This window comes from Streptomyces sp. NPDC093591 (genome assembly GCF_044764885.1).
Lineage (GTDB): Bacteria > Actinomycetota > Actinomycetes > Streptomycetales > Streptomycetaceae > Streptomyces.
In genome coordinates this window covers 159,502-185,802 of sequence record NZ_JBIWIY010000011.1, presented here as the reverse complement: position 1 = coordinate 185,802, position 26,301 = coordinate 159,502, and the positions used below count along the sequence as shown (strand labels likewise).

At 71.1% G+C, this 26,301-nt stretch carries 26 protein-coding genes; 19 read left to right on the top strand and 7 right to left on the bottom strand.

From position 1 onward, the window contains the following. The first annotated feature begins 102 nt into the window (after positions 1 to 102). Both ACIREI_RS24235 and ACIREI_RS24230 read left to right on the top strand, forming a co-directional pair. Entirely contained in the window at positions 103 to 1,875 is a 1,773-nt protein-coding gene (locus tag ACIREI_RS24235) for an acetyl/propionyl/methylcrotonyl-CoA carboxylase subunit alpha (protein WP_403336376.1), read from the top strand. 149 nt (positions 1,876 to 2,024) lie between these two features. Next, positions 2,025 to 2,573, top strand: coding sequence for a TetR/AcrR family transcriptional regulator (locus ACIREI_RS24230; protein WP_403336757.1), 549 nt, complete (start codon positions 2,025 to 2,027; stop codon positions 2,571 to 2,573). Positions 2,574 to 2,678: 105 nt separating this feature from the next. Here the strand turns inward: ACIREI_RS24230 and ACIREI_RS24225 are convergent, their stop codons facing one another. Together ACIREI_RS24225 and ACIREI_RS24220 are read right to left on the bottom strand one after the other, a co-directional pair. Further along, entirely contained in the window at positions 2,679 to 3,620 is a 942-nt protein-coding gene (locus ACIREI_RS24225) for a DeoR/GlpR family DNA-binding transcription regulator (RefSeq protein ID WP_403336373.1), read from the bottom strand. Between the two features lie 167 nt (positions 3,621 to 3,787). Then, positions 3,788 to 5,251: an NAD(P)H-quinone dehydrogenase gene (locus ACIREI_RS24220; RefSeq protein WP_403336371.1), complete on the bottom strand. Its 1,464-nt coding sequence runs from the start codon at positions 5,249 to 5,251 to the stop codon at positions 3,788 to 3,790. 81 nt (positions 5,252 to 5,332) lie between these two features. Here ACIREI_RS24220 and ACIREI_RS24215 point away from each other — a divergent pair, with 81 nt between their 5' ends. The 5 genes from ACIREI_RS24215 (at position 5,333) to ACIREI_RS24195 (ending at position 10,285) form a co-directional block, all read left to right on the top strand. Beyond that, on the top strand, positions 5,333 to 5,770 hold the full coding sequence (locus ACIREI_RS24215) for a gamma-glutamylcyclotransferase (protein WP_403336368.1): 438 nt from the start codon (positions 5,333 to 5,335) through the stop codon (positions 5,768 to 5,770). Positions 5,771 to 5,819: 49 nt separating this feature from the next. Beyond that, positions 5,820 to 6,098, top strand: coding sequence for a type II toxin-antitoxin system RelE/ParE family toxin (locus ACIREI_RS24210; protein WP_403336365.1), 279 nt, complete (start codon positions 5,820 to 5,822; stop codon positions 6,096 to 6,098). A gap of 110 nt (positions 6,099 to 6,208) precedes the next feature. Next, the gene (locus tag ACIREI_RS24205) at positions 6,209 to 7,033 is read left to right on the top strand and encodes a purine-nucleoside phosphorylase (RefSeq protein ID WP_403336363.1); all 825 of its coding nucleotides are present in this window, start codon (positions 6,209 to 6,211) and stop codon (positions 7,031 to 7,033) included. Positions 7,034 to 7,270: 237 nt separating this feature from the next. Next, a complete protein-coding gene (locus ACIREI_RS24200; protein ID WP_403336360.1) occupies positions 7,271 to 8,902 on the top strand; it encodes a phospho-sugar mutase in 1,632 nt (543 codons plus the stop codon). Positions 8,903 to 9,064: 162 nt separating this feature from the next. Further along, positions 9,065 to 10,285 carry a hypothetical protein gene (locus ACIREI_RS24195; RefSeq protein ID WP_403336357.1) on the top strand — a complete coding sequence of 407 codons (1,221 nt, stop codon included), beginning with the start codon at positions 9,065 to 9,067 and terminating at the stop codon, positions 10,283 to 10,285. Between the two features lie 93 nt (positions 10,286 to 10,378). Here ACIREI_RS24195 and ACIREI_RS24190 read toward each other — a convergent pair whose 3' ends face one another. Beyond that, positions 10,379 to 11,077 (bottom strand): PH domain-containing protein, encoded by a 699-nt coding sequence (locus ACIREI_RS24190; protein WP_403336354.1) that lies wholly within the window; start codon positions 11,075 to 11,077, stop codon positions 10,379 to 10,381. A 114-nt stretch (positions 11,078 to 11,191) separates the two neighbouring features. On the opposite strand from ACIREI_RS24190, the gene deoC reads away from it, so the two are divergent. From deoC to ACIREI_RS24165, 5 genes are all read left to right on the top strand, one after another. Next, a complete protein-coding gene (gene deoC / locus ACIREI_RS24185) occupies positions 11,192 to 12,184 on the top strand; it encodes a deoxyribose-phosphate aldolase (protein ID WP_403336754.1) in 993 nt (330 codons plus the stop codon). Positions 12,185 to 12,189: 5 nt separating this feature from the next. Further along, the gene (locus tag ACIREI_RS24180) at positions 12,190 to 13,653 is read left to right on the top strand and encodes an aldehyde dehydrogenase family protein (RefSeq protein WP_403336352.1); all 1,464 of its coding nucleotides are present in this window, start codon (positions 12,190 to 12,192) and stop codon (positions 13,651 to 13,653) included. Next, positions 13,646 to 14,560, top strand: coding sequence for an aldehyde dehydrogenase family protein (locus ACIREI_RS24175; RefSeq protein WP_403336349.1), 915 nt, complete (start codon positions 13,646 to 13,648; stop codon positions 14,558 to 14,560). Before ACIREI_RS24180 ends, ACIREI_RS24175 begins: the two co-directional genes overlap by 8 nt. Positions 14,561 to 14,752: 192 nt before the next feature. After that, entirely contained in the window at positions 14,753 to 15,388 is a 636-nt protein-coding gene (locus ACIREI_RS24170; protein WP_403336347.1) for a uridine kinase, read from the top strand. Between the two features lie 61 nt (positions 15,389 to 15,449). After that, positions 15,450 to 15,800, top strand: a complete 351-nt coding sequence (locus tag ACIREI_RS24165) for a DUF6281 family protein (RefSeq protein ID WP_403336344.1) — start codon at positions 15,450 to 15,452, stop codon at positions 15,798 to 15,800. 188 nt (positions 15,801 to 15,988) lie between these two features. Here the strand turns inward: ACIREI_RS24165 and ACIREI_RS24160 are convergent, their stop codons facing one another. Then, positions 15,989 to 16,735, bottom strand: coding sequence for a SigE family RNA polymerase sigma factor (locus ACIREI_RS24160; protein ID WP_403336341.1), 747 nt, complete (start codon positions 16,733 to 16,735; stop codon positions 15,989 to 15,991). 284 nt (positions 16,736 to 17,019) lie between these two features. On the opposite strand from ACIREI_RS24160, the gene afsQ1 reads away from it, so the two are divergent. The 5 genes from afsQ1 to ACIREI_RS24135 all read left to right on the top strand — a co-directional run bounded on the left by afsQ1 (position 17,020) and on the right by ACIREI_RS24135 (position 21,124). Beyond that, positions 17,020 to 17,697 (top strand): two-component system response regulator AfsQ1, encoded by a 678-nt coding sequence (gene afsQ1 / locus ACIREI_RS24155; protein ID WP_031477770.1) that lies wholly within the window; start codon positions 17,020 to 17,022, stop codon positions 17,695 to 17,697. Then, positions 17,694 to 19,271, top strand: coding sequence for an ATP-binding protein (locus ACIREI_RS24150; RefSeq protein ID WP_403336338.1), 1,578 nt, complete (start codon positions 17,694 to 17,696; stop codon positions 19,269 to 19,271). Before afsQ1 ends, ACIREI_RS24150 begins: the two co-directional genes overlap by 4 nt. Beyond that, positions 19,271 to 19,885 (top strand): hypothetical protein, encoded by a 615-nt coding sequence (locus ACIREI_RS24145; RefSeq protein WP_403336336.1) that lies wholly within the window; start codon positions 19,271 to 19,273, stop codon positions 19,883 to 19,885. Before ACIREI_RS24150 ends, ACIREI_RS24145 begins: the two co-directional genes overlap by 1 nt. Positions 19,886 to 20,255: 370 nt before the next feature. Further along, complete coding sequence (locus ACIREI_RS24140) at positions 20,256 to 20,807, top strand: VanZ family protein (protein WP_403336334.1); 552 nt, start codon at positions 20,256 to 20,258, stop codon at positions 20,805 to 20,807. Between the two features lie 107 nt (positions 20,808 to 20,914). Further along, positions 20,915 to 21,124, top strand: a complete 210-nt coding sequence (locus ACIREI_RS24135) for a PspC domain-containing protein (protein ID WP_128433340.1) — start codon at positions 20,915 to 20,917, stop codon at positions 21,122 to 21,124. A 116-nt stretch (positions 21,125 to 21,240) separates the two neighbouring features. On the opposite strand, the gene ACIREI_RS24130 is transcribed toward ACIREI_RS24135, so the two are convergent. Beyond that, entirely contained in the window at positions 21,241 to 21,657 is a 417-nt protein-coding gene (locus ACIREI_RS24130; RefSeq protein ID WP_403336331.1) for an ATP-binding protein, read from the bottom strand. Between the two features lie 137 nt (positions 21,658 to 21,794). Beyond that, positions 21,795 to 22,958, bottom strand: a complete 1,164-nt coding sequence (locus tag ACIREI_RS24125; RefSeq protein WP_403336328.1) for an adenosine deaminase — start codon at positions 22,956 to 22,958, stop codon at positions 21,795 to 21,797. 134 nt (positions 22,959 to 23,092) lie between these two features. Between ACIREI_RS24125 and ACIREI_RS24120 the strand changes: the two genes are divergently transcribed. Further along, positions 23,093 to 23,848, top strand: coding sequence for an alpha/beta hydrolase (locus tag ACIREI_RS24120; protein ID WP_403336326.1), 756 nt, complete (start codon positions 23,093 to 23,095; stop codon positions 23,846 to 23,848). Between the two features lie 94 nt (positions 23,849 to 23,942). On the opposite strand, the gene ACIREI_RS24115 is transcribed toward ACIREI_RS24120, so the two are convergent. Next, positions 23,943 to 24,893: a LysR family transcriptional regulator gene (locus tag ACIREI_RS24115; protein ID WP_403336323.1), complete on the bottom strand. Its 951-nt coding sequence runs from the start codon at positions 24,891 to 24,893 to the stop codon at positions 23,943 to 23,945. A 63-nt stretch (positions 24,894 to 24,956) separates the two neighbouring features. Here ACIREI_RS24115 and ACIREI_RS24110 point away from each other — a divergent pair, with 63 nt between their 5' ends. After that, positions 24,957 to 26,234, top strand: coding sequence for an MFS transporter (locus tag ACIREI_RS24110; protein ID WP_403336321.1), 1,278 nt, complete (start codon positions 24,957 to 24,959; stop codon positions 26,232 to 26,234). The last annotated feature ends 67 nt before the right edge of the window (positions 26,235 to 26,301 follow it).

Genomic DNA, 26,301 nt, shown 5'->3' with positions numbered 1-26,301 from the left:
TGGAATCACGCTCCGTGTGGGCAAGCTCACCACTGGGGACGGGTCGATGTGGCGTGTCGGCAGTCCCTAAACTCGGCTTGTTTCAAGGAGGGAGCCTCAATCGTGCGCAAGGTGCTCATCGCCAACCGTGGCGAAATCGCTGTCCGCGTGGCCCGGGCCTGCCGGGACGCTGGGATCGCGAGCGTGGCCGTCTATGCCGACCCGGACCGGGACGCTCTGCATGTCCGCGCCGCGGATGAGGCGTTCGCCCTGGGCGGTGACACTCCGGCCACCAGCTACCTGGACATCGACAAGGTCCTCAAGGCCGCGCGTGAGTCCGGGGCGGACGCGATCCACCCGGGCTACGGCTTCCTCTCCGAGAACGCCGACTTCGCCCAGGCGGTCCTGGACGCCGGTCTGATCTGGATCGGCCCGCCGCCGCAGGCCATCCGCGACCTCGGCGACAAGGTGGCCGCCCGGCACATCGCGCAGCGCGCCGGCGCCCCTCTCGTGGCCGGCACGCCCGACCCCGTGAGCGGGGCCGAGGAAGTCGTCGCCTTCGCCGAGGAGCACGGCCTGCCGATCGCCATCAAGGCCGCCTTCGGTGGTGGCGGGCGCGGCCTGAAGGTCGCCCGCACGCTCGAAGAGGTGCCCGAGCTGTACGACTCCGCCGTCCGCGAGGCCGTCGCCGCCTTCGGCCGCGGTGAGTGCTTCGTCGAGCGCTACCTCGACAAGCCGCGGCACGTGGAGACCCAGTGCCTGGCCGACTCCCACGGCAACGTGGTCGTCGTCTCCACGCGTGACTGCTCGCTGCAGCGCCGCCACCAGAAGCTGGTCGAGGAGGCCCCCGCCCCGTTCCTCTCCGACGAGCAGGTCGCCGAGCTGTACTCCTCCTCCAAGGCGATCCTGAAGGAGGCCGGCTACGTCGGCGCCGGCACCGTGGAGTTCCTCGTCGGCCTGGACGGCACGATCTCCTTCCTGGAGGTCAACACGCGTCTGCAGGTGGAGCACCCGGTGACCGAGGAGGTCGCCGGCATCGACCTGGTGCGGGAGATGTTCCGCATCGCCGACGGCGAGGAACTCGGCTACGACGACCCGCCGCTGCGCGGCCATTCCTTCGAGTTCCGCATCAACGGCGAGGACCCGGGCCGCAACTTCCTGCCCGCCCCCGGCACCGTCACCACCTTCGCCCCGCCCACCGGCCCCGGCGTCCGCCTGGACGCGGGCGTCGAGTCCGGCTCCGTGATCGGCCCGGCCTGGGACTCCCTGCTGGCCAAGCTGATCGTCACCGGCGCCACCCGCGAGCAGGCGCTGCAGCGCGCCGCCCGCGCCCTGGCGGAGTTCCAGGTCGAGGGCATGGCCACCGCCATCCCCTTCCACCGCGCGGTGGTCACCGACCCGGCGTTCGCGCCGGAACTGACCGGCTCCAGCAAGCCGTTCACGGTCCACACCCGCTGGATCGAGACCGAGTTCGTCAACGACATCAAGCCCTTCGCCGCTCCCGCCGACACCGAGGCGGACGAGGAGGCCGGCCGTGAGACGGTCGTGGTCGAGGTCGGCGGCAAGCGCCTGGAGGTCTCCCTCCCGGCCTCGCTCGGCATGACCCTGGCCCGCACCGGCCTCGCGGCAGGGGCCAAGCCCAAGCGCCGCGCCGCCAAGAAGTCCGGCCCCGCGGCCTCCGGCGACACCCTCGCCTCCCCGATGCAGGGCACCATCGTCAAGGTGGCCGTCGAGGAGGGCCAGGAGGTCAAGGAAGGCGACCTGATCGTCGTCCTCGAAGCGATGAAGATGGAACAGCCCCTGAACGCGCACAAGTCCGGCACCATCAAGGGCCTGTCCGCCGAGGTCGGCGCCTCCCTCACCTCCGGCGCCCCCATCTGCGAGATCAAGGACTGAGACGTACGACGTCCCGAGGCGCCCGGCGGACTGAGCGATCAGCCCACCGGGCGCCTCGTTCTTTGCATCCGGGCGGCCGATGGCATGCTGAACCCACGGAACAAGTGAAGGAAGGGCAGGTGAACTGCATGACCCGGCCGCCGGCAGGCATGCGCGCCGATGCCCGCCGCAACCACGAGCGTCTGGTCACCGAGGCCCGCTCCGCCTTCGCCGAACGCGGCACGGACGCGTCCCTGGAGGACGTGGCCCGCCGCGCGGGCGTCGGAATCGGCACGCTGTACCGCCACTTCCCCAACCGTGACGCCCTGCTGAGCGCGGTCTTCGAGGACGCGGTCGGCGACCTCCTGACCCGTTCCCGAGAACTCCTGCACGCCCCGGAGCCCTGCGCGGCCCTCGTGACCTGGCTGCGCGAGATGGTCACCCACGCCGGGGAGTACCGGGGCCTGGCCAGGTCCCTGATGTCCGTGTCGTACGACAACACTTCGGCCCTGGCCCGGTGCAGCGGCCCGATCAGGGAGGCGGGCGGCGCGCTGCTGGCACGCGCGCAGGAGGCGGGCACGGTCCGGGAGGACGTGGCGATCGGTGACCTCCTCCAGCTCACGCACGCGATCGCGTTGGCGGCGGAGGAGACACCGGGGGATCCGGAACTGGCGGACAGGTTGCTGCACTTGACACTGCGGGGCCTGAAGCCCACCTAGGGGCGCGGGGCTGTAGCAATATGCGGCTCCGCCGCGTGGGCGCGAGCAACCACACACACCCCGCACAGGCACAACAACACGAACCCCTACGGCGAACAGGCGACCCTAACGCCGCCGCAAATCCGCAACCCGGGCCCGCTCCCGCTCCGTCGGCCCCTGCTCCCCGAGCACCGCCGCAGCGGGCCGCAACCCCTGCCCCCGCCTAGGCCCCGGCAGGGAACCCGCACGCCGCCGAGCCGGGACCTCGTCACCCCCCGGGTTCCCGGTCGCCCCGGCCACGGCGATCTGCACCCCCTGGTCGGCCAGCGCCTGCAACTCGGCGTGGGCACGGTCGTCGTGCGCCGGCGGATCGTCGGTGACGAGCCGCGTGATGACCTCCGTGGGCACCGTCTGGAACATCGTGTCCGTACCGAGCTTCGTGTGGTCGGCAAGGACGACGACCTCCGCGGCCGCCTGCACCAGCGCCCGGTCGACGGACGCCGAGAGCATGTTGGACGTGGACAGCCCGCGCTCGGCGGTGAGCCCGCTCCCGGAGATGAAGGCCCGGGACACGCGCAGCCCTTGCAGGGACTGCTCGGCGCCACTGCCCACCAAGGCGTAGTTCGAACCACGCAGCGTGCCGCCGGTCATCACGACCTCGACCCGGTTGGCATGGGCCAACGCCTGTGCCACCAGTAGGGAGTTGGTGACGACGGTCAGTCCGGGGACGCGAGCGAGCCGGCGTGCCAGCTCCTGCGTGGTGGTTCCCGCCCCGACGACGATCGCCTCGCCCTCCTCCACGAAGTTCGCGGCGAGGTCGGCGATGGCCGTCTTCTCGGCGGTCGCGAGATGTGACTTCTGCGGAAAGCCGGACTCCCGCGTGAACCCGCCCGGCAATACCGCACCGCCATGCCGGCGGTCGAGGAGTCCTTCTGCCTCCAGTGCGCGCACGTCCCGCCGTACGGTCACTTCGGAGGTCTGGACGACGCGGGCGAGCTCACGGAGCGACACGGCCCCGTTCGCTCGCACCATTTCGAGGATCAATTGGCGACGTTCTGCAGCGAACACGAAACTGACAGTAACCCCAACGACCGTCTGGTTTCAGCAGTTTGCGCCGAATAACAGAAGTTGTTCGTACGCAAGGGCAAGGAGTGGTATAGGGCCTAGTCCACGCCGCCTATGCCGTACGCATGCTCGACAACTCCCTGTGACCAGCGAGGAGTTGGTTTCGGCCGTCAGATCTCGCCGCCGGACTTCCGCGTGTGCAGCTGTCGTGCCACCTCGGCGATCGACCCCGAAAGGGAGGGGTACACGGTGAAGGCGTTCGCGATCTGTTCGACCGTCAGATTGTTGTCGACCGCGATCGAGATCGGATGGATCAGTTCCGAGGCGCGCGGCGCCACGACCACACCGCCGACCACGATGCCCGTACCGGGACGGCAGAAGATCTTGACGAAGCCGTCCCGGATGCCCTGCATCTTCGCGCGCGGGTTGCGCAGCAGCGGCAGTTTCACCACCCGGGCGTCGATCTTGCCCGCGTCGACGTCGGCCTGGGTGTAGCCGACGGTGGCGATCTCCGGGTCGGTGAAGACATTCGAGGAGACGGTCTTCAGGTTCAGCGGGGCCACCGCGTCGCCGAGGAAGTGGTACATGGCGATACGTCCCTGCATCGCCGCCACCGACGCGAGGGCGAAGACACCGGTGACGTCACCGGCGGCATACACGCCCGGCGCGGTCGTCCTGGACACCTTGTCGGTCCAGATGTGCCCCGACTCGCGCAGCCTGACCCCGGCCTCCTCCAGGCCCATGCCCTCGGAGTTCGGGATGGCACCCACCGCCATCAGGCAGTGGCTGCCGCTGATCACACGCCCGTCGGCGAGGGTGACCTCCACCCGGTCACCGACCCGCTTGGCGGCCGCGGCCCGCGAGCGGGCCATCACGTTCATGCCGCGCCGCCGGAAGACGTCCTCCAGCACGGCGGCGGCGTCCGGGTCCTCACCCGGCAGCACCCGGTCCCGCGACGACACCAGGGTCACCCGCGACCCCAGCGCCTGATAGGCACCGGCGAACTCGGCACCCGTCACACCGGAGCCGACCACGATGAGCTCCTCGGGCAGCTCGGTCAGGTCGTACACCTGCGTCCAGTTCAGGATCCGCTCACCGTCGGGCTGGGCATCGGGCAGCTCACGCGGGTGACCGCCGGTCGCGATCAGCACCGCATCGGCGACGAGGGTCTCCTCGGTGCCGTCCGCGGCCCGCACCACGACCTTGCGCGAGCCGTCCAGGGCCTGCATGCCCTCCAGCCGGCCACGCCCGCGCAGCACCCGCGCACCGGCACGCGTGACGGAGGCGGTGATGTCATGCGACTGCGCGAGCGCGAGCCGCTTCACCCGCCGGTTGACCTTGCCCAGATCCACGCCCACGACACGCGCGGGCGTGTCGATGTGCGGCGTGTCGTCGGCGACGATGATCCCCAGCTCCTCGTACGAGGAATCGAAGGTGGTCATCACCTCGGCCGTCGCGATGAGAGTCTTCGACGGCACGCAGTCGGTCAGCACCGACGCCCCGCCCAGACCGTCGCAGTCGACGACGGTCACCTCCGCGCCGAGCTGGGCGGCCACCAGGGCCGCCTCGTATCCGCCGGGTCCGCCACCGATGATCACGATCCGAGTCACGTACTCCATTGTCCCGCACGCCACACCGTGCCACTGCCTGGGGGCCCGCCCGAGACACCACTGTTACGGGAGGGGAGGACGATTCACCTGCCGTACCCTCTGTGCATGTCGCTCTACGCCGCGTACGCCGGCAATCTCGACGCGCGGCTGATGACCCGCCGCGCCCCGCACTCGCCGCTGCGCGCCACCGGCTGGCTGAACGGGTGGCGACTGACGTTCGGGGGCGAGCAGCTGGGCTGGGACGGGGCGCTGGCGACGCTCGTCGAGGAGCCGAAGGAGCAGGTCTTCGTCGCGCTGTACGACATCGCCCCGATGGACGAGGAGTCCCTGGACCGCTGGGAGGGCGTCGGCCTGGGCATCTACCGGCGGCTCCGGGTGCGGGTCGACACGCTGGAGGGCGAGGAGCCGGCGTGGGTGTACGTGCTGAACGCCTACGAGGGCGGGCTGCCGTCGGCCCGTTATCTCGGGGAGATCGCCGACGCCGCGGAGTCCGCCGGTGCGCCGCACGATTACGTGATGGAGCTGCGGAAGCGTCCCTGTTGAGGGAGGGCGACTTCTAGACTTGGGACATCGGCGCACAACGGGAGATCGCATGGCCCCCACCACGTACGACGTCTACTACACGGTGCAGGCCGCCGAGGCCCGCGACCGGCTCGACGACCGGCAGCGCGCCGCATTCGACAAAGGCATCGCCCTGCTCGCACGCGACCCGTTCCTCTCGGTGTCACGGCCCATAAGCTCCACCGGCGACGATCGTACGATCCGGCTCACGCAGAACGTCCTCGTGGAGTACACGGTCAGTCGAGGCCGCCTGCTGATCTTCATCGTCGAGGTCTTCAACGACAAGGACATCCTCGTCACGGACGAGTGAATGGCCCCGCTCTCACGGGGCCCCTTCGTTGGAAACGACAAGACAACGATCGCCATCCCGTGAGCTCTGTCATCTACGCGCGTAGGCCCAAACCGGCTACCCTCAGTCGCGTGAACGCATCTCTTCTTCCGGACGACATCCAGGGCGACCCCCACGCCGCCGCCGACGCCGCCGCCGCGCGCCTGCGCGAACTCACCGGCGCCGAGACCCACGACGTCGCCCTCGTGATGGGCTCCGGGTGGGCACCGGCCGTGGACGCGCTCGGCGCCCCCGAGGCCGAGTTCCAGGTCACCGAGCTGCCCGGGTTCCCCCCGCCGGCGGTGGAAGGGCACGGCGGCAAGATCCGCTCCTACCGGATCGGCAACAAGCGCTCCCTCGTCTTCCTGGGCCGCACCCACTACTACGAGGGCCGCGGCGTCGCGGCGGTGGCCCACGGTGTCCGCACCGCCGTGGCGGCCGGCTGCAAGACGCTGGTGCTCACCAACGGCTGCGGCGGCCTGCGCGAGGGCATGCGCCCCGGCCAGCCGGTCCTGATCAGCGACCACATCAACCTCACGGCCACCTCCCCCATCGTCGGCGCCAACTTCGTCGACCTCACCGACCTCTACTCCCCGCGCCTGCGCGCCCTGTGCAAGGAGATCGACCCCACGCTGGAGGAGGGCGTCTACGCCCAGTTCCCCGGCCCGCACTACGAGACGCCGGCCGAGATCCGCATGGCCCGCGTGATCGGCGCGGACCTTGTGGGCATGTCGACGGTGCTGGAGGCGATCGCGGCGCGTGAGGCGGGTGCGGAGGTGCTGGGCATCTCGCTGGTGACGAACCTCGCGGCGGGTATGACGGGCGAGCCCCTCAACCACGAGGAGGTTCTGCAGGCCGGACGCGACTCGGCGACGCGGATGGGGTCGCTGCTGGCGCAGGTGCTGGGCCGGCTGTAGGGCGTTCTTTCGCCCCCGCCGCCCCTACCCGTCCCATCCCTGGGGGCTGCGCCCCCAGGGCCCCGCTGAAATTCAGCCCCTCCGGCGTTTGAGGAGCGGGGGTCCAGGGGGCAGAGCCCCCTGGCCGGGGTCGAAGGGGCGGAGCCCCTTCAGGATGGGACGGGTAGGGGCGGCGGGGGCGAAAACCCCCTCCCACCTCCCCCCGCTCCGAACGACACGAACGAGAGGCAGACCGACGTGCACGACGAACTCATCGCCCGGGCCCAGGCATGGCTCGCCGAGGACCCGGACCCGGAGACCCGCGACGAGCTCGCCAAGCTCATCGACGCCGCGGACATCGAGGAGCTCACCGCACGCTTCAGCGGCACCCTCCAGTTCGGCACCGCGGGCCTCCGCGGAGAACTCGGCGCCGGCCCCATGCGCATGAACCGCACCGTCGTCATCCGCGCCGCAGCCGGCCTCGCCGCGTACCTGAAGAAGAACGGCCACGAGGGCGGCCTCGTCGTCATCGGCTACGACGCCCGCCACAAGTCGGAGGACTTCGCCCGCGACACGGCGGCCGTGATGACGGGCGCGGGCCTGCGCGCCGCCGTACTGCCGCGCCCCCTGCCCACCCCGGTCCTGGCGTACGCCATAAGGCACCTGGGCGCGGTCGCCGGAGTCGAGGTCACCGCCAGCCACAACCCGCCCCGCGACAACGGCTACAAGGTCTACCTCGGCGACGGCTCCCAGATCGTCCCGCCCGCGGACGTCGACATCGCGGAAGAGATCGCCGCCGTACCGTCCCTCACCGTCGTCCCCCGCCCTACGGAGGGCTGGGAGACCCTGGACGACAGCGTCCTCGACGCCTACCTCGCCCGCACCGACGCGGTCCTCGCCCCGGACTCCCCCCGCACCGCCCGCACCGTCTACACGGCGATGCACGGCGTCGGCAAGGACGTCCTCCTCGCCGCCTTCGAGCGCGCCGGCTTCCCCGCCCCCGCCCTCGTCGCCGAGCAGGCCGACCCCGACCCGGACTTCCCGACCGTCGCCTTCCCCAACCCGGAAGAGCCCGGCGCGATGGACCTGGCCTTCGCCAAGGCCCGCGAGACCGACCCGGACCTCGTCATCGCCAACGACCCCGACGCCGACCGCTGCGCCGTGGCCGTCAAGGACGGGGACGCGTGGCGGATGCTGCGCGGCGACGAGGTGGGCGCGCTGCTCGCCGCGCACCTCGTCGACCGCGGTGCACAGGGCACCTTCGCCGAGTCGATCGTCTCCTCCTCCCTCCTCGGCCGTATCGCCGAGAAGGCGGGACTGGCCTACGAGGAGACCCTCACCGGCTTCAAGTGGATCGCCCGCGTCGACGGCCTGCGCTACGGCTACGAGGAGGCCCTGGGCTACTGCGTCGACCCCGAGGGCGTACGCGACAAGGACGGCATCACGGCCGCCCTGCTGATCACCGAGCTCGCCTCCGTGCTCAAGGCCGAGGGCCGCACGCTCCTCGACCTGCTCGACGACCTCGCCGTGGAGCACGGCCTGCACGCCACCGACCAGCTCTCGGTCCGCGTCCAGGACCTGTCGGTCATCGCGAACGCCATGCGCCGGCTGCGCGAGCAGCCGCCGACCGAGCTCGCCGGCCTGGCCATCACCCGCGCCGAGGACCTCACCCAGGGCACCGAGACGCTCCCGCCCACCGACGGCCTGCGCTACACCCTGGAAGGCGCCCGCGTCATCGTCCGCCCCAGCGGCACCGAGCCCAAGCTGAAGTGCTACCTGGAGGTCGTCGTCCCGGTCGCGGCCCACGCCGACCTCCCGGCCGCCCGCGCCAGGGCGACCGAGCTGCTGGAGACGATCAAGCGGGACCTGTCGGTGGCGGCGGGCATCTGAGCCGTACGCGAACCTCTGGCCGTTCCCGAAGGGGTGCCTCCATCCGGAGGCACCCCTTCGGGCGATTTCCGCACGGCGGTTGACCCGGGCTCCCCGCCCCGCCGCACCCCCCGGGCAACGGTGGAACGGAAACGCACCACCGATTTGCCTGGAGCCGCCGCCGTGTCCACGACCGCATTCCGGCCGACACCCCGCGCGACCACCGCCCCCGGCGCCGCCCCCCACTCCGGCTCCCCGCCCCCGCCACCTCCGCGTGTGCTCCCCGCCCTGCTGCATGCCCTGCGGCACGCCCTGCGCCGCGCGGCCCCCGCCCTCCTCGCCTACCTCGCCGTGCGCGCCACGGGCCTGCTGCTCCTCACCGTCTGGGCCCACCGCCAACAGCACGGCGTCTGGCCGATCCTGGCGACGCAGTGGGACGCCGACTGGTACCTCGGCATCGCCGACCACGGCTACGCGCACGAACTCGGCACCGCGTACAGCGCCAACAACCTCGCCTTCTTCCCGCTCTACCCGGTCCTGGTCAAGGCGGTCGCGGCCGTCACGCCGGGGACCCGCGCGAGTACCGGCCTCGCCCTCGCCGTCCTCGCCTCCCTCGTCGCCGCGTGGGGCGTCTTCGCGGTCGGCGACCGGCTGCACGGCCGCCGGGTCGGCATCCTCCTCACGGTTCTGTGGGCCGCGCTCCCGGTCGGCCTGGTCCAGTGGATGGGCTACACCGAGTCCCTGTTCACGGCGCTCGCGGCCTGGTCGCTGTACGGCGTGCTCACCGGCCGCCTCCTCACCGCCGCCTGGCTCGCGGCACTCGCGGGCCTGACCCGCCCGACCGGCATCGCGGTGGCGGCGGCGGTCACCGTGGCGGCCCTGCTCGCCCTGCGCCGCCGCTTCCGCCTCCGTACCCTCGCGGCCGCCGCGATCGCGCCGCTCGGCTGGTGCGGATACGTCGGCTGGGTGGGCCTGCGGGTGGGCCGCTGGGACGGCTACTTCGCCGTACAGCGGCTGTGGCGCAACGAGTTGGACGGCGGCCGCGAGACCCTGCGGGTGATGCGGCGGCTGCTGGTGTACGAGCCCGACCCCGGGCTGTTCCTGGTGATGGTGACGCTCACGCTGATCGCGTCGGTGGTGCTGTTCGGGCTGTCGGTGTGGGACCGGCAGCCCGTGCCGCTGCTGGTCTTCACGGCCGTACTGCTGGCGATCGTCCTCGGCAGCGGCGGCGTCTACTTCCCACGCGCCCGCTTCCTCCTCCCCGCCTTCCCGCTCCTGCTCCCCCTCGCCCTGCACCTGTCCCGCGCCTCCCGCCGCTACCGCACGCTGACTCTCGCGGCGGCCGTCACGGGGTCGGCGTACTGCAGTGCGTACATGGCACTGGTCTATCCGGGCGCGCCGTGACGAGGGCCGGTCTCAAGGCGAGGAACTGCGACGCCGAGCGCCCGGCAACCGGCAACCGGCAACCGGCAACCGGCAACCGGCAACCGGCGGCCCCTACCCCATCGCCAGCAAAATCACCAGCAGCACAGCCCCCGCAACCACGGGCCCCGCCACCTCATAAGCCCACCGCACGGTGACCTCACCCTGCGCGGACTCCGCCGTCTCCCGCCGCTCCAGCAGTTCGCGCAGGTCGTCGATGACCTTGTCGGTCTCGGCCCGCATGGGCCCCTCCGCGTCGCCGTCCCCTCGCGGCGCCCCGAACCCGAGCCCGCCGAGCCCCATCGCCCCGCCCGCGCGGCCCCGCTCACCCCGCGCGGCAGCGCTCCGCTCCGCGGCCGCCCGGGCCGAGCGCCGCGCCGCCTTCTTGCGGGCCCGCAGGGAGACCGGGACCGCCCAGAGCTGGAACTTGGTGCCGGACTTGGTGACCACCTCGTTCGAGTAACCGGACCGCAGTGCGGCGACCTGGCCCCAGGGCAGCACGATCACGCGGAACGGGTTGCGGATGCGCAGTCGGTCCTCGTTGGCGTAGACGGCGGGGCGCAGGGTGAACGCGGACACCAGCGGCACGATCAGGATCAGCGCCGCGAGCGCCAGCCACTGCGTGCGCCCCTCGCCCCGCACCAGCGCGTCACCGCCCAGCCAGAGCGCGATCGCCAGCAGCGCGGCGCCGCCGACGATGCCCATGGGCGAGCGGTAGACCCGGTCCTTCGTCGCGGGGTCCGGGGTGGGTGACTGATGCTCGGGGGTCGTCATGGGGCCGATTCTGCCCGACGCCTCGAACGGCGCTCATACGCACCACCCCCCACACAAGATGAGCATCCGGGCCTGTACAGCCGCTACGCGCGTAGATATGCTCGTCTGGTGACCATGCCCACCAATGCACCCTCCCCCACTGCCGAAAGCGTGGGAGGTACCCCCAGCGCTCACGCACTCACGGACGTGACCGCGTCCGACAGCACGCTGCGCCGCTTCCTCCACGGGCTGCCCGGCGTCGACGCGGTCGGCCTGGAGGGGCGTGCCGCGTCCCTCGGCACCCGTTCCATCAAGACGACCGCCAAGGCGTACGCCATCGACCTCGCCATCTCGATGGTCGACCTGACGACGCTGGAAGGCGCGGACACCCCGGGCAAGGTCCGGGCGCTCGGCGCCAAGGCGGTCCACCCCGACCCCACCGACCGTACGACCCCGGCGACCGCGGCCGTCTGCGTCTACCCCGACATGGTGGCCACCGCCAAGGAGGCCGTCGCCGGCTCGACCGTCAAGGTCGCCTCGGTCGCCACCGCCTTCCCGGCGGGCCGCGCCCCGCTCGCCGTGAAGCTGGCGGACGTGCGCGAGGCCGTCGCCGCCGGTGCCGACGAGATCGACATGGTCATCGACCGCGGGGCGTTCCTCGCGGGGAACTACATGAAGGTGTACGACGAGATCGTCGCCGTGAAGGAGGCCTGCGGGACCAGCGCCCGCCTGAAGGTCATCTTCGAGACCGGCGAGCTGTCGACGTACGACAACATCCGGCGGGCGAGCTGGCTCGGCATGCTGGCCGGGGCGGACTTCATCAAGACGTCCACCGGCAAGGTCGCCGTCAACGCCACCCCGGCGAACACGCTCCTCATGCTGGAAGCGGTGCGCGACTTCCGTACCCAGACCGGCATCCAGGTCGGCGTGAAGCCGGCCGGCGGGATCAGGACGACCAAGGACGCCATCAAGTTCCTCGTCCTGGTCAACGAGACCGCCGGCGAGGACTGGCTGGACAACCACTGGTTCCGCTTCGGCGCCTCCTCGCTCCTGAACGACCTGCTGATGCAGCGTCAGAAGCTGGCCACCGGCCGCTACTCCGGCCCCGACTACGTGACGGTGGACTGATCACCATGGCATCGGCATTCGCATACGCACCGGCTCCCGAGTCCCGCGCGATCGTGGACATCGCGCCCTCGTACGGCCTCTTCATCGACGGCGAGTTCACGGAGGCGGCGGACGGCAAGGTCTTCAAGACCGTCTCGCCGTCCACCGAGGAGGTCCTCTCCGAGATCGCCCGGGCCGGCGAGGCGGACGTGGACCGCGCCGTGAAGGCCGCGCGCAAAGCCTTCGTGAAGTGGTCGGCACTGCCCGGCGCCGAGCGCGCCAAGTACCTGTTCCGCATCGCGCGGATCATCCAGGAGCGCTCGCGCGAGCTGGCCGTCCTCGAAACCCTGGACAACGGCAAGCCGATCAAGGAGACCCGAGACGCCGACCTCCCCCTGGTCGCCGCGCACTTCTTCTACTACGCGGGCTGGGCAGACAAGCTGGAGCACGCTGGGTTCGGCCGGAGGACGACAAATGGGCACAGCGGCGCGAACCCGAAGCCGCTCGGCGTCGCCGGCCAGGTCATCCCCTGGAACTTCCCGCTGCTGATGCTGGCGTGGAAGATCGCGCCCGCGCTCGCCACCGGCAACACGGTCGTGCTCAAGCCCGCCGAGACGACGCCCCTCTCGGCCCTCTTCTTCGCGGACATCTGCCGCCAGGCGGGCCTGCCCAAGGGCGTCGTCAACATCCTTCCGGGCTACGGCGACACGGGCGCCGCGCTCGTCGCGCACCCGGACGTCGACAAGGTCGCCTTCACCGGCTCCACGGCCGTCGGCAAGGAGATCGCCCGCACGGTCGCCGGCAGCCGCAAGAAGCTCACCCTGGAACTGGGCGGCAAGGGCGCCAACATCGTCTTCGACGACGCCCCCATCGACCAGGCCGTCGAAGGCATCGTCAACGGGATCTTCTTCAACCAGGGCCAGGTCTGCTGCGCGGGCAGCCGCCTGCTGGTCCAGGAGTCGATCCAGGACGAGCTGCTGGACTCCCTCAAGCGCCGCCTGTCGACCCTCCGCCTGGGCGACCCCCTGGACAAGAACACGGACATCGGCGCGATCAACTCCGAGGAACAGCTCTCGCGCATCACCACCCTCGTCGAGCAGGGCGAGGCGGAGGGCGCCGAGCGCTGGTCCCCGGCGTGCGAGATCCCGACCGCCGGCTACTGGTTCGCGCCGACGCTCTTCACGAACGTCACCCAGGCGCACCGGATCGCCCGCGACGAGATCTTCGGCCCGGTCCTGTCGGTCCTCACCTTCCGCACGCCGGACGAGGCCGTCGCCAAGGCCAACAACACCCCGTACGGCCTGTCGGCGGGCATCTGGACGGAGAAGGGTTCGCGGATCCTGGCCGTGGCCAACAAGCTCCGGGCAGGCGTCGTCTGGTCCAACACGTTCAACAAGTTCGACCCGACCTCGCCGTTCGGCGGCTACAAGGAGTCGGGCTTCGGCCGCGAGGGCGGCCGCCACGGCCTGGAGGCGTACCTCGATGTCTGACAAGAACGACAAGACCGAGCGCGCCGAGCGGCTCTCCGTCTTCAAGACCTACAAGCTGTACGTGGGCGGGAAGTTCCCGCGTTCCGAGAGCGGCCGGGTGTACGAGGTGAGCGACTCCAAGGGCAACTGGCTGGCGAACGTACCCCTTTCCTCCCGCAAGGACGCCCGTGACGCGGTGGTCGCGGCGCGCAAGGCGTTCGGGGCGTGGTCCGGCGCCACGGCGTACAACCGGGGCCAGATCCTCTACCGCATCGCCGAGATGCTGGAGGGGCGGCGCGAGCAGTACGTCCGCGAAGTCGCCGACGCCGAGGGTCTGTCCAAGTCCAAGGCCGCCGCCCAGGTCGACGCGGCGATCGACCGCTGGGTCTGGTACGCGGGCTGGACGGACAAGATCGCCCAGGTGGTCGGCGGCGGCAACCCGGTCGCGGGTCCGTTCTTCAACCTCTCCTCCCCGGAGCCGACGGGCGTGGTGGCCGTCCTGGCCCCCCAGGAGTCGTCCTTCCTGGGCCTGGTCTCGGTCGTCGCCCCGGTGATCGCGACGGGCAACACGGCGATCGTGATCGCGTCCGAGAAGTCCCCGCTCCCCGCCCTCTCCCTCGGCGAGGTCCTGGCCACCTCCGACCTCCCCGGCGGCGTGGTCAACGTCCTCTCCGGCCGCACGTCCGAGATCGCGACGCCCCTGGCCGCGCATCAGGACGTCAACGCGATCGACCTCGCGGGCGCCGACGAGGTGCTGGCGAAGGAGCTGGAGATCGCGGCGGCGGACAACCTGAAGCGCGTCCTGCGTCCACAGCCTGTGGACGACTGGGCGGCCACCCCCGGCACCGACCGCATGACGGCGTTCCTGGAGACCAAGACGGTCTGGCACCCGACGGGGTCGCTGGGCGCGTCGGGCTCGTCGTACTGAGGTCCGACGGGTACCCAGACCGGAGAGCCGCGTTTCCCCTCCGTCCAGGGGAAACGCGGCTCTCTGCCACACCTCCTCGCCGACGCACAGGGTGATCAGGCCGACACATAGGGCAGTCGGGATGTGACGCGCGCTGCAAAGGCGGTACGCGGGGTCGTTCTGTGGCCCGGCGATGCCTCACACTGGTGTCCCGTGAGTTCCCAACCGCCCATACCGACGCGAGTCGTGCTGCTCTGCGGCCCCTCCGGCTCAGGCAAGTCCCTTCTCGCCGCCCGCTCCGGCCTCCCGGTGCTACGGCTCGACGACTTCTACAAAGAGGGCGACGACCCGACCCTGCCGCAGGTCCCCGGGAGCTCCGACATCGACTGGGACCACCCCGACTCGTGGGACGCCGACACGGCCGTGGCGGCGATCACGGAACTGTGCCGCACGGGCCGTACGAACGTGCCGCTGTACGACATCTCGCTCAGCGCCCGCACCGGCGAGGAGACCGTGGAGATCGGCCGTACCCCGCTGTTCATCGCGGAGGGCATCTTCGCGGCCGAGATCGTGAACCGCTGCCGGGAACTCGGCGTGCTGGCCGACGCGCTGTGCCTGAGCCGCGGCCCGGTGAAGACCTTCCGCCGCCGCTTCGTGCGCGACCTGAAGGAGAGCCGCAAGTCGGTCCCGTTCCTGCTGCGCCGCGGCTGGCGCCTGATGCGCCTGGAACGCTCGATCATCGCCCATCAGACCGCGCTGGGCGCCCACGCCTGCGACCGGGACGAGGCCCTCGGCCGCCTCACCGCGGCCGCCGCGGGCCGCCGCCCGGCGGCGACTCCGGCCACCTGAACGAAGCCGGCGCCTTCGCCGTCGTAGGACCGGAACAACGGTCCCCGCGGGAAGGAAGCCGATGACGACTGCTCTGCGGACCGGCCGACGGCTGGTCATGACGTCCTTGCTCATCGCGGCGGCCGTCGGCTGTGCGGCGTCGGGCGGTACGGATGGTGCGGGCGAGGCGTCGTGCGTCTACCTGGTCAGCTACGACGGCCGCACCTACTCGGATGTCGCGAACGTCGAATTCACCGTCGGGGAGGAGCTGGGCACCGCCACGATCCCGGAGTGCGACGACACCCCGAACAACCCCGGCGACACCGTCCCCGAGCGCACGATCACCGCGTACGAGGTCGAGGGGATGGACCGGGCCGTCGCCATAGCCGTAGGTGACACGGCCGCCGAAGCGATCCTCATGCAGGTCCGCTGAGCGCTGACCGCACAGCGAAGCGGGACTGGACGGACCCCCCGGCCCTCCAGCCCCGCTGTCGTTGTGCTCCGCCCGCTTCCCCCGTGGCGGAGCACCCCCCGTTTCCCCCGTTGGTCCCCCCGCGGGCCCCCCGGCCCCCGTGGGTCCCCCCACTTGCCACCGCTCCCCCGAGCGGTCCCCCAAGACCTTCAGGCGACGAGCTCCCCGAAGGCGTCTTCCTCGTCACGGCCGAAACTGAGGACCTCGTCCTCACGCAGCCGGCGGAGCGACCGCCAGATGCTGGACTTCACCGTGCCGACACTGATGTCGAGGATCTCCGCGATCTCCGGGTCGGTGCGGCCCTCGTAGTAGCGGAGGACCAGCATCGTGCGCTGGAGTTCGGGGAGGCGGGCGAGCGCCTGCCACAGGACCGCGCGCAGCTCGGTGCCGCGCATCGCGTCCGTGTCGCCGGGCGTCTCCGGCAGCTCCTCGGTCGGGTATTCGTTCAGCTTGCGGCGGCGCCACGCGCTGATGTGCAGGTTCGTCATCGTCCGCCGCAGATAGCCACCCACCGCGGCCTTGTCGCTGATCCGGTCCCAGGCCTTGTACGTCGAGAAGAGGGCGCTCTGCAGCAGGTCCTCGGCCTCGAAACGGTCACCGGTCAGGTGGTAGGCGGTGGCGTACAGGGAGGCGCGGCGCTCCTGGACGTAGGCGGTGAACTCCGCCTCCGACAGCGAGCGGCGACGCTCCCCCGAGTCCTCCCTGTACGCGGATCCCCCGTGCGCTTCCCCCGTGAAACCGTCAACCACCGTCATGTACGCGGTGTGCTGACGCCCGGTGCCGCGAGCGCACCCCCGCCCGCTCACGGCACCGGACTTCTCGGAACCCCGGCCCCCGTGCACGTCGTGCAGACGCGTGATCACTGCGCTGGTGCTGGTGCCGTGCAGCGTGTTCATCTCGCGCCCCCCGTCGTGGACTTCCGGTGTTCTCGTTCGTCGTGCTGTCGTGCGACTTGCTGTCTTGCGACTTGCGACTTGCTGTCTTGCCTGTGCCGAAAAGCTTGCCCGGGCACCTTCATGGCCGTGTCCGCCGACTGTCACAGACCTGTCACAGGGGCCTGTGCCGTAGGCCGTCCCCAGGCGCACGACAGCCCGCACACAGTCATGAGCGCTACGTGCGCGTATCCGTACAGCTCGTACAGGTGTCGAAAGACCGCCCCGCATGGGCCAGAATGACCCCCGTGCCTTCCCTGTTGCTGATCGAGGACGACGACGCCATCCGCACGGCCCTGGAGCTCTCACTGACGCGCCAGGGACACCGTGTGGCCACGGCTGCCACCGGCGAGGACGGCCTGAAACTGCTGCGTGAGCAGCGGCCGGACCTGATCGTGCTGGACGTGATGCTGCCCGGCATCGACGGCTTCGAGGTGTGCCGTCGCATCCGGCGCACCGACCAGCTGCCGATCATCCTGCTGACCGCGCGCAGCGACGACATCGACGTCGTGGTCGGGCTGGAGTCCGGCGCGGACGACTATGTCGTCAAACCGGTGCAGGGGCGCGTCCTCGACGCCCGGATCCGGGCCGTGCTGCGGCGCGGCGAGCGGGAGTCCAACGACGCGGCGACCTACGGCAGCCTCGTCATCGACCGTGCGGCGATGACCGTGACGAAGAACGGCGAGGACCTCCAGCTCACCCCGACCGAGCTGCGCCTGCTGCTCGAGCTGAGCCGCCGCCCGGGTCAGGCCCTGTCCCGCCAGCAACTCCTGCGCCTGGTCTGGGAGCACGACTACCTGGGCGACTCCCGCCTGGTCGACGCCTGCGTCCAGCGACTGCGCGCCAAGGTCGAGGACGTCCCCTCCTCCCCCACTCTGATCCGTACCGTGCGTGGTGTCGGCTACCGCCTGGACGCGCCTCAGTGACCAAGGCGCAAGGGGGTTTCCGCGGCTGGGTCGCGGCTCGCAAGGGAGTGTGGTCGAGGCTGCGTTTCACGAGCCTGCGACTGCGCCTGGTGGTCGTCTTCGGCCTGGTGGCGCTCACGGCCGCCGTCTCGGCCTCCGGGATCGCCTACTGGCTCAACCGCGAGGCGGTGCTCACCCGCACCCAGGACGCGGTGCTGCGCGACTTCGAGCAGCAGATGCAGAACCGTGCGGGCCTGCTGCCGCAGAATCCGTCGCAGGACGAGCTGCAGCACACCGCCGGGCAGATGGCCAACAGCAGCCAGCGCTTCACCGTGCTGCTCGTCGCTGAGGACGCCGACGGCAAGCCCATGTACGGCAGCTCCGGCGGCCTGGACGGCTTCACCCTCGCGGACGTGCCCAAGTCGCTGCGCACGGCGGTGAACGAGAAGCAGCAAGTCGACAACAAGTCCGAGTACCGCCTGTACTGGCAGCGGATCTCGGACGACGACACCCCGTACCTGATCGCCGGGACGCGGGTGAACGGCGGCGGCCCGACCGGCTACATGCTCAAGTCCCTGGAGCAGGAGGCCAAGGACCTCAACTCCCTGGCCTGGTCGCTCGGCATCGCCACGGGCCTGGCTCTGATCGGCTCCGCGCTGCTGGCGCAGGCCGCCGCCACGACCGTACTGAAGCCCGTGCAGCGCCTGGGCGTCGCCGCCCGACGGCTCGGCGAGGGCAAGCTGGACACCCGCCTGCGGGTCTCCGGAACGGACGAACTGGCCGACCTCTCCCGGACGTTCAACAACGCCGCGGAAGCCCTGGAGAAGCGGGTCGCCGACATGGCCGGACGGGACGAGGCGTCCCGCCGCTTCGTGGCCGACATGTCGCACGAGCTGCGCACCCCCCTCACCGCGATCACCGCCGTGACGGAGGTGCTCGAAGAGGAGCTGGAGGCGGAGACCGGCTCCATGGACCCCATGATCGAGCCCGCCGTACGCCTCGTGGTCAGCGAAACCCGTCGCCTGAACGACCTGGTCGAGAACCTGATGGAGGTCACCCGCTTCGACGCGGGCACGGCCCGCCTGGTCCTGGACGACGTCGACGTCGCCGACCAGATCACGGCGTGCATAGACGCCCGGGCCTGGCTGGACGCGGTGGACCTGGACGCCGAGCGCGGCCTCATGGCCCGCCTGGACCCCCGCCGCCTCGACGTCATCCTGGCCAACCTCATCGGCAACGCGCTCAAGCACGGCGGCTCACCGGTCCGCGTCTCGATCCGCGAGGCGGACGACTCAGTGGTGATCACGGTACGCGACCACGGCCCGGGCATCCCCGAGGACGTACTCCCCCACGTCTTCGACCGCTTCTACAAGGCCAGCGCCTCCCGCCCCCGCTCCGAGGGCAGCGGCCTCGGCCTGTCCATCGCCCTGGAGAACGCCCACATCCACGGCGGCGACATCACCGCCGCCAACTCCCCCGAGGGCGGCGCGGTATTCACCCTGCGCCTGCCCCGGGACGCGTCGAAGCTGGCGGAGCAGGACGAGAACGAGGGCAACGGCAAGAACGCCGACGGCGCGCAGAAGGGGGCCGCGTGATGCCGGAGCGAAACGTACGCCGCCTTCTGGCCCTCTCCACACTCACCGCCGCCCTGCTGAGCGGATGCGGCATACGGTCCACGGAGGTCCCGACCGACTTCGGCCCCGGCCCCTCCCGCGTGCACTGCTCACTCTCCGAACCGGACGTGTCGACGCGGGCCACGCGAGGTCTCCCGGTCCAGGTGTTCCTGCTCTGCGGTTCCCAGCTGGTGGCCGTCGACCGGACCGTACGCGTACCGGAAGGCACCGCGGACTCGGAACGACGCGTCCTCGTGGCCCAGGGCCTCCTGGACGAGCTGGAGGCGACCCCGTCGGCCGAGGAGAAGGAGGCCGGCTACACCACGGACGTCCGCGGCGCCATGAGCGTGAGCAGCCCACGCGCCGACGACCCCGACGAGGCACTGCGCCTGAGCACACCCCCCAACGACCTCACCTCCTACGCACTGGCCCAGATCGTCTGCACCTTCTCGGACTCGACGGCAGCCGAGGGCGACGGCTCGGTAATCCTCGGCGGCCCCGACGACGCTCCCCCACTCCGCTACGAGTGCACGGACGAGGTCCGCACCCGCCCCGGCAGCAACGAGCCCCCGTCAACAGAGGTCACAGACGGCTGACACACGCTCGCCGCACCCCCTGTGGGCGCACCCCCACGGGCCCGCAGTCGCGTACGGCGGGAAGGGGACGCGTCGGGGGGTGTCCGCCCGCAGAGTCCGGTGTCAAGAAACAGCACCTCCTGGCAGTACGCCCACCACCGGACCGAGGACGGACACCCCCCGACGCGGCCCCGCCCCACAACGCACCCGCAGGCGCTACGCGAACCCTCACCGAACCGGCACAGGCGCCGCAGGCACGCGACGCACCCCCACCCGCACAGGCCGCCGCAGGCACCCCAGCCCAACCGCCGGAGGCAAGTTGTGGCGGACGCCTCACCCCACAACGCCGCCCCCCGGAACCGATCCCGCCGGGGGACGCGTCTACGGGGGCGTGCAGCGTCAAGGCTCCATCGGCGGCAGCGCCGCGATCCGCATCCGTGCGACGGGAGGTGTCCTCCTGGTCGCGCACCTCGCGTTCGTCGCCTGGCTCACGCTGCGCCCCCTGGACGTCCCCTGGGTGATGCCCGCCAACCTGCGGCCGTTCGCCGGGATCAGAGCGGATCTGGCGCTGGGCTGGCAGGAGGCCGCCCGCCGCATCGCCGAGGGCCTCGCGCTGCTCGCACCACTGGGCGTTCTGATCCCGATGGCACACGGCAGACTCACCACCTCCCCCCTCGGCTCCCTCGTCCGCACGGTCGCCGCCGGCGCCCTGATCTCGCTGGGCATCGAGCTGCTGCAGACCGGCGTACCCGGCCAGGTCGTCGATGTCGACTCACTGCTGCTGAACACGGTGGGCGTGGCCCTGGCGCACACGACGGTGGTCCCCGCCGCCCGCGCCTGGCTCCGCCGCAGGTCCGAGCGCGCAGACCGGGCGACGGTCCCCCAGGAGGAGCCCGCTCAGGGTCGGACCCCGACGATTCCCAGGGTCGGGATAGCTCCGTAGAGTGACGCTTTGCCCGCTTCGTCGCCCTAGTGTTGATGTCAGATGAGGCACCGCCTCGGGAGACCCCACAGGGGGCCTTCGACCGACGCTCACGAAGGAGCCGCACCATGACCGCGCTTGCCCGCCCCACCCACGGCCGCATGATCGGCGGAGTGTGCGCCGCGCTGGCCCGGCGCTTCGGCACCTCCGCGACGACGATGCGCGTGATCTTCCTGGTCTCCTGCCTGCTCCCGGGCCCGCAGTTCCTGCTCTACATAGCCCTGTGGCTCCTGCTCCCCTCGGAGGACAAGGCGAACAAGACACGCACGGCCTGGTGAACCGCTCGACGTAGAGACGCAGAGGCGTAGAACCGGAGAGGCATACACAGATACGCCGCTGGGGCGCACCCGGTGTCCAAGGGTGCGCCCCAGCGGCGCGCTCAGGGGGAGCGGACTCAGCCGAGCGGAACACCGTTCACGGGCAGGCCCTCGGTGGGCAGACCCGTGGGCGCCGCCTGGGTCAGACCCTCGGCGGACAGGCCCTGCACCGGCATACCGCCGAGCAGCCCGCCGGCCACGCCGGTCGGGCCACCGGCCAGCGCCTGCTCGGCAGCCGGCTGCGCGGCGGACGTCACACCGGTCTGCGCGGCGGCCAGTCCGGTGGTGACCGCCTCGGGCCCGGCGGCCAGCCCCGCACCGGCGCCCGGCGCCGCCTGGGCGAGGTCCCCGGCCGGGAGGGTCTGAACGGCGCCCAGCGCCGCGCCGGCGGCGTCCGGGGCGATCGGCGCGGCGTTCGCGGCGCCCGCACCGGCGGCGGCGAAGGCGGCACCGAGCGCGGCGACACCGAGGGTCTTGGCAGCAGACTGCTTCATGAAATGCGTCCTCGAAATTCGATACGGGGTGGTGAGCGGTTCTCGACCGTAAACACGCCCGGCACACCGCCGCAAACATCGAAATGAGGACGGATTGTGAATGGTGCCTGCATTCCCCGTGGGCGGAGAGCCTCCAGTCACCCCTTCTCGGCAGCAGAGTCGCTGGTAGAGGTCGCCTGTCGGAAAAGCCACTCGGACTTCAGTTCGGCATATCCGGGCTTGATCACGTCATTGATCATCGCGAGCCGTTCATCGAAAGGAATGAACGATGATTTCATCGCATTGACGGAGAACCACTGCATGTCGTCGAGCGTGTAACCGAATGCCTCGACAAGGTGCTCGAATTCCCGGCTCATGGTGGTGTGGGACATGAGGCGGTTGTCGGTGTTCACCGTCGCCCGGAAGTGCAGTCGGCGCAGCAGCCCGATGGGGTGGGCGGCGTAGGAGTCGGCGGCGCCCGTCTGGAGGTTGGAACTGGGGCACAGCTCCAGCGGGATGCGCTTGTCCCGGACGTACGAGGCGAGCCGGCCGAGCTTCACCGAACCGTCGGCGTGCACCTGGATGTCGTCGATGATGCGCACCCCGTGCCCGAGCCGGTCGGCGCCGCACCACTGCAGGGCCTGCCAGATGGACGGCAGCCCGAAGGCCTCGCCCGCGTGGATGGTGAAGTGGTTGTTCTCGCGCTTGAGGTACTCGAAGGCGTCGAGATGCCGGGTGGGCGGGTGGCCGGCCTCGGCGCCCGCGATGTCGAAGCCGACGACACCCAGGTCACGGTAGCGGTTGGCGAGTTCGGCGATCTCCAGGGCGCGGGCGGCGTGTCGCATGGCGGTGAGCAGGGCGCCCACGCGGATGCGGTGGCCGTTCTCCCGCGCGATCCGCTCACCCTCCCGGAAGCCCTCGTTCACGGCCTCGACGACCTCTTCGAGGGTGAGTCCGCCTTCGAGGTGCTGTTCGGGCGCGTAGCGCACCTCGGCGTAGACGACCCCGTCCTCGGCGAGGTCCTCGGCGCACTCGCGCGCGACCCGGACGAGGGCCTCGCGGGTCTGCATCACGCCGACGGTGTGGGAGAAGGTCTCCAAGTACCGCTCCAACGAGCCGGAGTCGGCCGCCTCGCGGAACCACAGGCCGAGCTTGGCGGGGTCGGTCTCGGGGAGTTGGGTGTAGCCCGTCGCGCGGGCGAGTTCGACGACGGTGCCGGGGCGCAGCCCGCCGTCGAGGTGATCGTGCAGCAGAACCTTCGGCGCCCGGCGGATCTGGTCCGAGCTCGGAATGGTCGCCTTCGGGGCAGTCTCGCTCGTCATTTTCGCACTGTAACGCCTACGCGCGTAGACGGCGCGCTCATCGGGACGTTTCCCTCGCTGTACGAATTCGTCGATACGTAACGGTGACCCCACGGCAGGGTGGCGTACACCCACGCTTCTGACACTGTTCTGTCATGGCACACCAAGCGACGCCGGTTCGCAGGGCCCGGCTGGGCAGAGCGATCGGGCCGGAGCCGACGGCGGTGAGTGGCGTGGTCCTCCTGCTTCCCGGCGGTGACGAGGTATCACAGCGCAAGCCGGCCCCGTTGTTGGCGACCTCGTACGTGCGGACGCTGGGGCGCCGCCTGATGCGGGCGGGACGCGGGGAGGGGCTGGCGGCGCATGTCGTCCACTACCGCTTCCGCGGCTGGAACGGCAGTGCCGCGAACCTCGCGAGCGACGCGTCATGGGCCGCGGACGAGGTCGTACGGCGCTATGGCGACGTCCCCGTGTGCCTCGCCGGGGTCGACATGGGCGGGCGGGCGGCCCTGCACGCGGGCGGCCATGAGGCCGTCAACTCCGTGCTGTCGATCGCCCCTTGGCTGCCGGAGGAGGATCTGGCGGCCTCGCCCGAACCGGTGAAGCAGCTCGGCGGGCGGCGGGTGCTGATCGTGCACGGCACGAATGACGAGGTCTCCGACCCCGAGCTGTCTTTTCGGCTGGCGGTGCGGGCGAAGAAGGCGAACCGGGATGTGTGCCGGTTCGAAGTGCACTCCGATCGGCACGGGTTGCACCAGCATCGGGATGAAGTCCTCGCGTTGGCCGAGGACTTCGTCATGGGGGCGCTGTTCGGGAAGGCGTTCTCGCGGCCGGTCGCCGACGCGTTCGCGGCTCCGCCGCCTTTGGGATTGCGGATGCCGTTGGCCTCCGGCTTCGGGCAGAGACGGTAGCGCCGTAAGGGGTGAGATGGTTTCCGGACTACAGGCCATCTGTGGCTGGCGCCCACGCGGCGGAGCCGCATATCGACAACAGTCCCGCGCCGCTTCAGGGCAACAGGCTTCCCCTTCTTGAGAGCAGGAACTTCTTGAAGGCGGCCACCGGCGGCGTGTCCGGGCGGTCCGCCAGCCATGCGACGCCGATTTCACGGGCCGCGCGTGGGGCCGTGACCGTCAACTCCGCCACTCCCGGGCGGGGCACCGCCGGTGGCGGCAGCAGCGCGACTCCCAGCCCCGCCGCCACCAGCCCGCGCAACGTCTCCGCCTCCTCGCCCTCGAAGGCGATGCGCGGCTTGAAGCCCGCCTCCTGGCACAGGTCGTCGGTGATGCGGCGCATGCCGTAGCCGGGTTCCAGGGTCACGAAGGTCTCGTCGGCCGCCTCGGCCAGGCGGATGCGTTTGCGCGAGGCCAGACGGTGGTCGGCGGGGACGACCAGGCGGAGTTTCTGTTCGTCCAGGCGGCGGGCCACCAGGTCGGGGGCGTCCGGCACCGGGGAGGTCAGGCACAGGTCGAGCTCACCGGAGCGCAGCCGCTCGATCATCGCCTCGCCGTAGTTCTGGACCAGGCTGAAGCGGACCCGGGGGTGGTCGGCGCGGAAGGCCTGCAGGAGGCCCGGGACCGTTTCGGCGCCCATGGTGTGCAGGAAGCCGAAGGCGACCTTGCCGGTCGCCGGGTCGGCGTCGGCGCGGACCTCGTCGGCGGCGCGCTCGATCTCGGCGAGGGCGCGTTCGACGGAGGCGAGGAAGGTGCGGCCGGCGGGGGTCAGCGAGACCGTACGGCCGTGGCGGGCGAACAGGTCGACGCCCAGGTCATGTTCGAGGCGGACCATGGCGCGCGAGAGCGTGGACTGCGGGACCTGCATCTCCTGCGCGGCCCGGGTGACGTGCTCGGTGCGGGCGACGCCGGCGAAGTACGCGAGGCGGGGAGCCAGCAACATCACCATGTCTTCTGTGTCACTGGATGGTGACAGGCGAGCCCGTGACCTCTGCTGATGCTTCATGGGAACGATTATGGCCAATCCATGCATTGGACGGATCAGGGGGATCGTACGTAGCTTCGAAACATGTCTCCCGCCAGTACCGGGGCGTCCACCACCGTGGGCGCCGCACCCGCTGTCCCTGTCGTCGACTCCCGTATGGCCCCGGGCGGCCCCGGCTACCGCCGGATGAGCTTCGCCCTCTTCCTCGCCGGTGTCGCGACCTTCGCACTGCTCTACTCCACGCAGGCCCTGCTGCCGCTGATCTCCGGTGAGTTCGGGGTGGCGGCGAGCGAGGCGAGTTGGACGGTGGCGGCGGCGACAGGCGGTCTGGCCCTGTTCGTGCTGCCGATGAGCGCGCTGTCGGAGCGGTTCGGACGCCGTACGGTCATGACGGCGTCGCTGGCGGTCGCGGTGACCGTCGGACTGCTGGTCCCCTTCGCGCCGAACCTGACCGCCCTGGTCGTGCTGCGGGCGGTCCAGGGCGCGGCGCTGGCGGGTCTGCCCGCGTCGGCCACGGCCTATCTGGCCGAGGAGGTCCGGCCGAAGGCGCTGGTCACGGCGATCGGGCTGTTCGTCGCGGGCAACAGCGTCGGCGGCATGAGCGGCCGGGTGATCACCGGCTGGGTCGCGCAGGAGTGGGGCTGGCGGGTGGCCCTCGCGGTGATCGGCGTGATCGCGGTCGCGTGCGCGGTCGCCTTCCGGCTGCTGCTCCCGGCGCCGCGCCACTTCAAGCCGGGCTCGCTGCGGCCGCGGGTGCTGGCCCGCACGGTCCGCACCCACCTCGCGAACCCGCTGCTGTGCCGCCTGTACGCCATCGGCGCCCTGTTCATGACGGTCTTCGGCGGCGTGTACACGGTCATCGGCTACCGCCTCACGGAGGCGCCGTTCGGCCTCCCCCAGGGCATCATCGGCTCGATCTTCCTGGTCTACCTGGTCGGCACGGTGTCGGCGTCGACGGCGGGCCGGCTGGTGGGCCGCCTGGGCCGCCGAGGCGCCCTGTACGCGGCGGGCGCGACGACGGCGACCGGTCTGCTGCTCTCCCTCGCGGGCTCGCTCCCGCTGGTCCTGCTGGGCCTGGTCCTGATCACGGGCGGCTTCTTCGCGGGGCACGCAGTGGCGTCCTCGGCGGTGAGCAAGACGGCGACCCACGGCCGCGCGCAGGCTTCCGCGCTGTACCAGTCCGCGTACTACATCGGTTCCAGCGCGGGCAGCACGGTGGGCGCGATCGCCTTCCACGCGGGCGGCTGGGCCGGGACCGTCGGGGTCGGCCTGCTGGCGGTGCTCGGCGTCGTGACGATCACGGTCTTCGGGACGCGGGCGGCGCGGCTGCAGCGACAGCGGCAGCTGACGACGGCGGCCTGAGTCCGGAGCGGACCATGTTCCCCCTGGTGGGGGCGGGTTGTCAGTGGTCGCGGATAGCCTCCGCGGT

Excerpts from the sequence above, each read along its gene's own strand:
- ACIREI_RS24135 (WP_128433340.1), top strand. The coding sequence starts at position 20,915 with ATGACCGCGCTTGCCCGCCCCACCCACGGCCGCATGATCGGCGGAGTG.
- ACIREI_RS24210 (WP_403336365.1), top strand. The coding sequence starts at position 5,820 with ATGGCCCCCACCACGTACGACGTCTACTACACGGTGCAGGCCGCCGAG.
- ACIREI_RS24125 (WP_403336328.1), bottom strand. The coding sequence starts at position 22,958 with ATGACGAGCGAGACTGCCCCGAAGGCGACCATTCCGAGCTCGGACCAG.
- deoC (WP_403336754.1), top strand. The coding sequence starts at position 11,192 with ATGCCCACCAATGCACCCTCCCCCACTGCCGAAAGCGTGGGAGGTACC.
- ACIREI_RS24180 (WP_403336352.1), top strand. The coding sequence starts at position 12,190 with ATGGCATCGGCATTCGCATACGCACCGGCTCCCGAGTCCCGCGCGATC.
- ACIREI_RS24190 (WP_403336354.1), bottom strand. The coding sequence starts at position 11,077 with ATGACGACCCCCGAGCATCAGTCACCCACCCCGGACCCCGCGACGAAG.
- ACIREI_RS24165 (WP_403336344.1), top strand. The coding sequence starts at position 15,450 with ATGACGACTGCTCTGCGGACCGGCCGACGGCTGGTCATGACGTCCTTG.
- ACIREI_RS24145 (WP_403336336.1), top strand. The coding sequence starts at position 19,271 with ATGCCGGAGCGAAACGTACGCCGCCTTCTGGCCCTCTCCACACTCACC.
- ACIREI_RS24115 (WP_403336323.1), bottom strand. The coding sequence starts at position 24,893 with ATGAAGCATCAGCAGAGGTCACGGGCTCGCCTGTCACCATCCAGTGAC.
- ACIREI_RS24215 (WP_403336368.1), top strand. The coding sequence starts at position 5,333 with ATGTCGCTCTACGCCGCGTACGCCGGCAATCTCGACGCGCGGCTGATG.
- ACIREI_RS24160 (WP_403336341.1), bottom strand. The coding sequence starts at position 16,735 with ATGAACACGCTGCACGGCACCAGCACCAGCGCAGTGATCACGCGTCTG.
- ACIREI_RS24175 (WP_403336349.1), top strand. The coding sequence starts at position 13,646 with ATGTCTGACAAGAACGACAAGACCGAGCGCGCCGAGCGGCTCTCCGTC.
- ACIREI_RS24110 (WP_403336321.1), top strand. The coding sequence starts at position 24,957 with ATGTCTCCCGCCAGTACCGGGGCGTCCACCACCGTGGGCGCCGCACCC.
- ACIREI_RS24120 (WP_403336326.1), top strand. The coding sequence starts at position 23,093 with ATGGCACACCAAGCGACGCCGGTTCGCAGGGCCCGGCTGGGCAGAGCG.
- ACIREI_RS24230 (WP_403336757.1), top strand. The coding sequence starts at position 2,025 with ATGCGCGCCGATGCCCGCCGCAACCACGAGCGTCTGGTCACCGAGGCC.
- ACIREI_RS24130 (WP_403336331.1), bottom strand. The coding sequence starts at position 21,657 with ATGAAGCAGTCTGCTGCCAAGACCCTCGGTGTCGCCGCGCTCGGTGCC.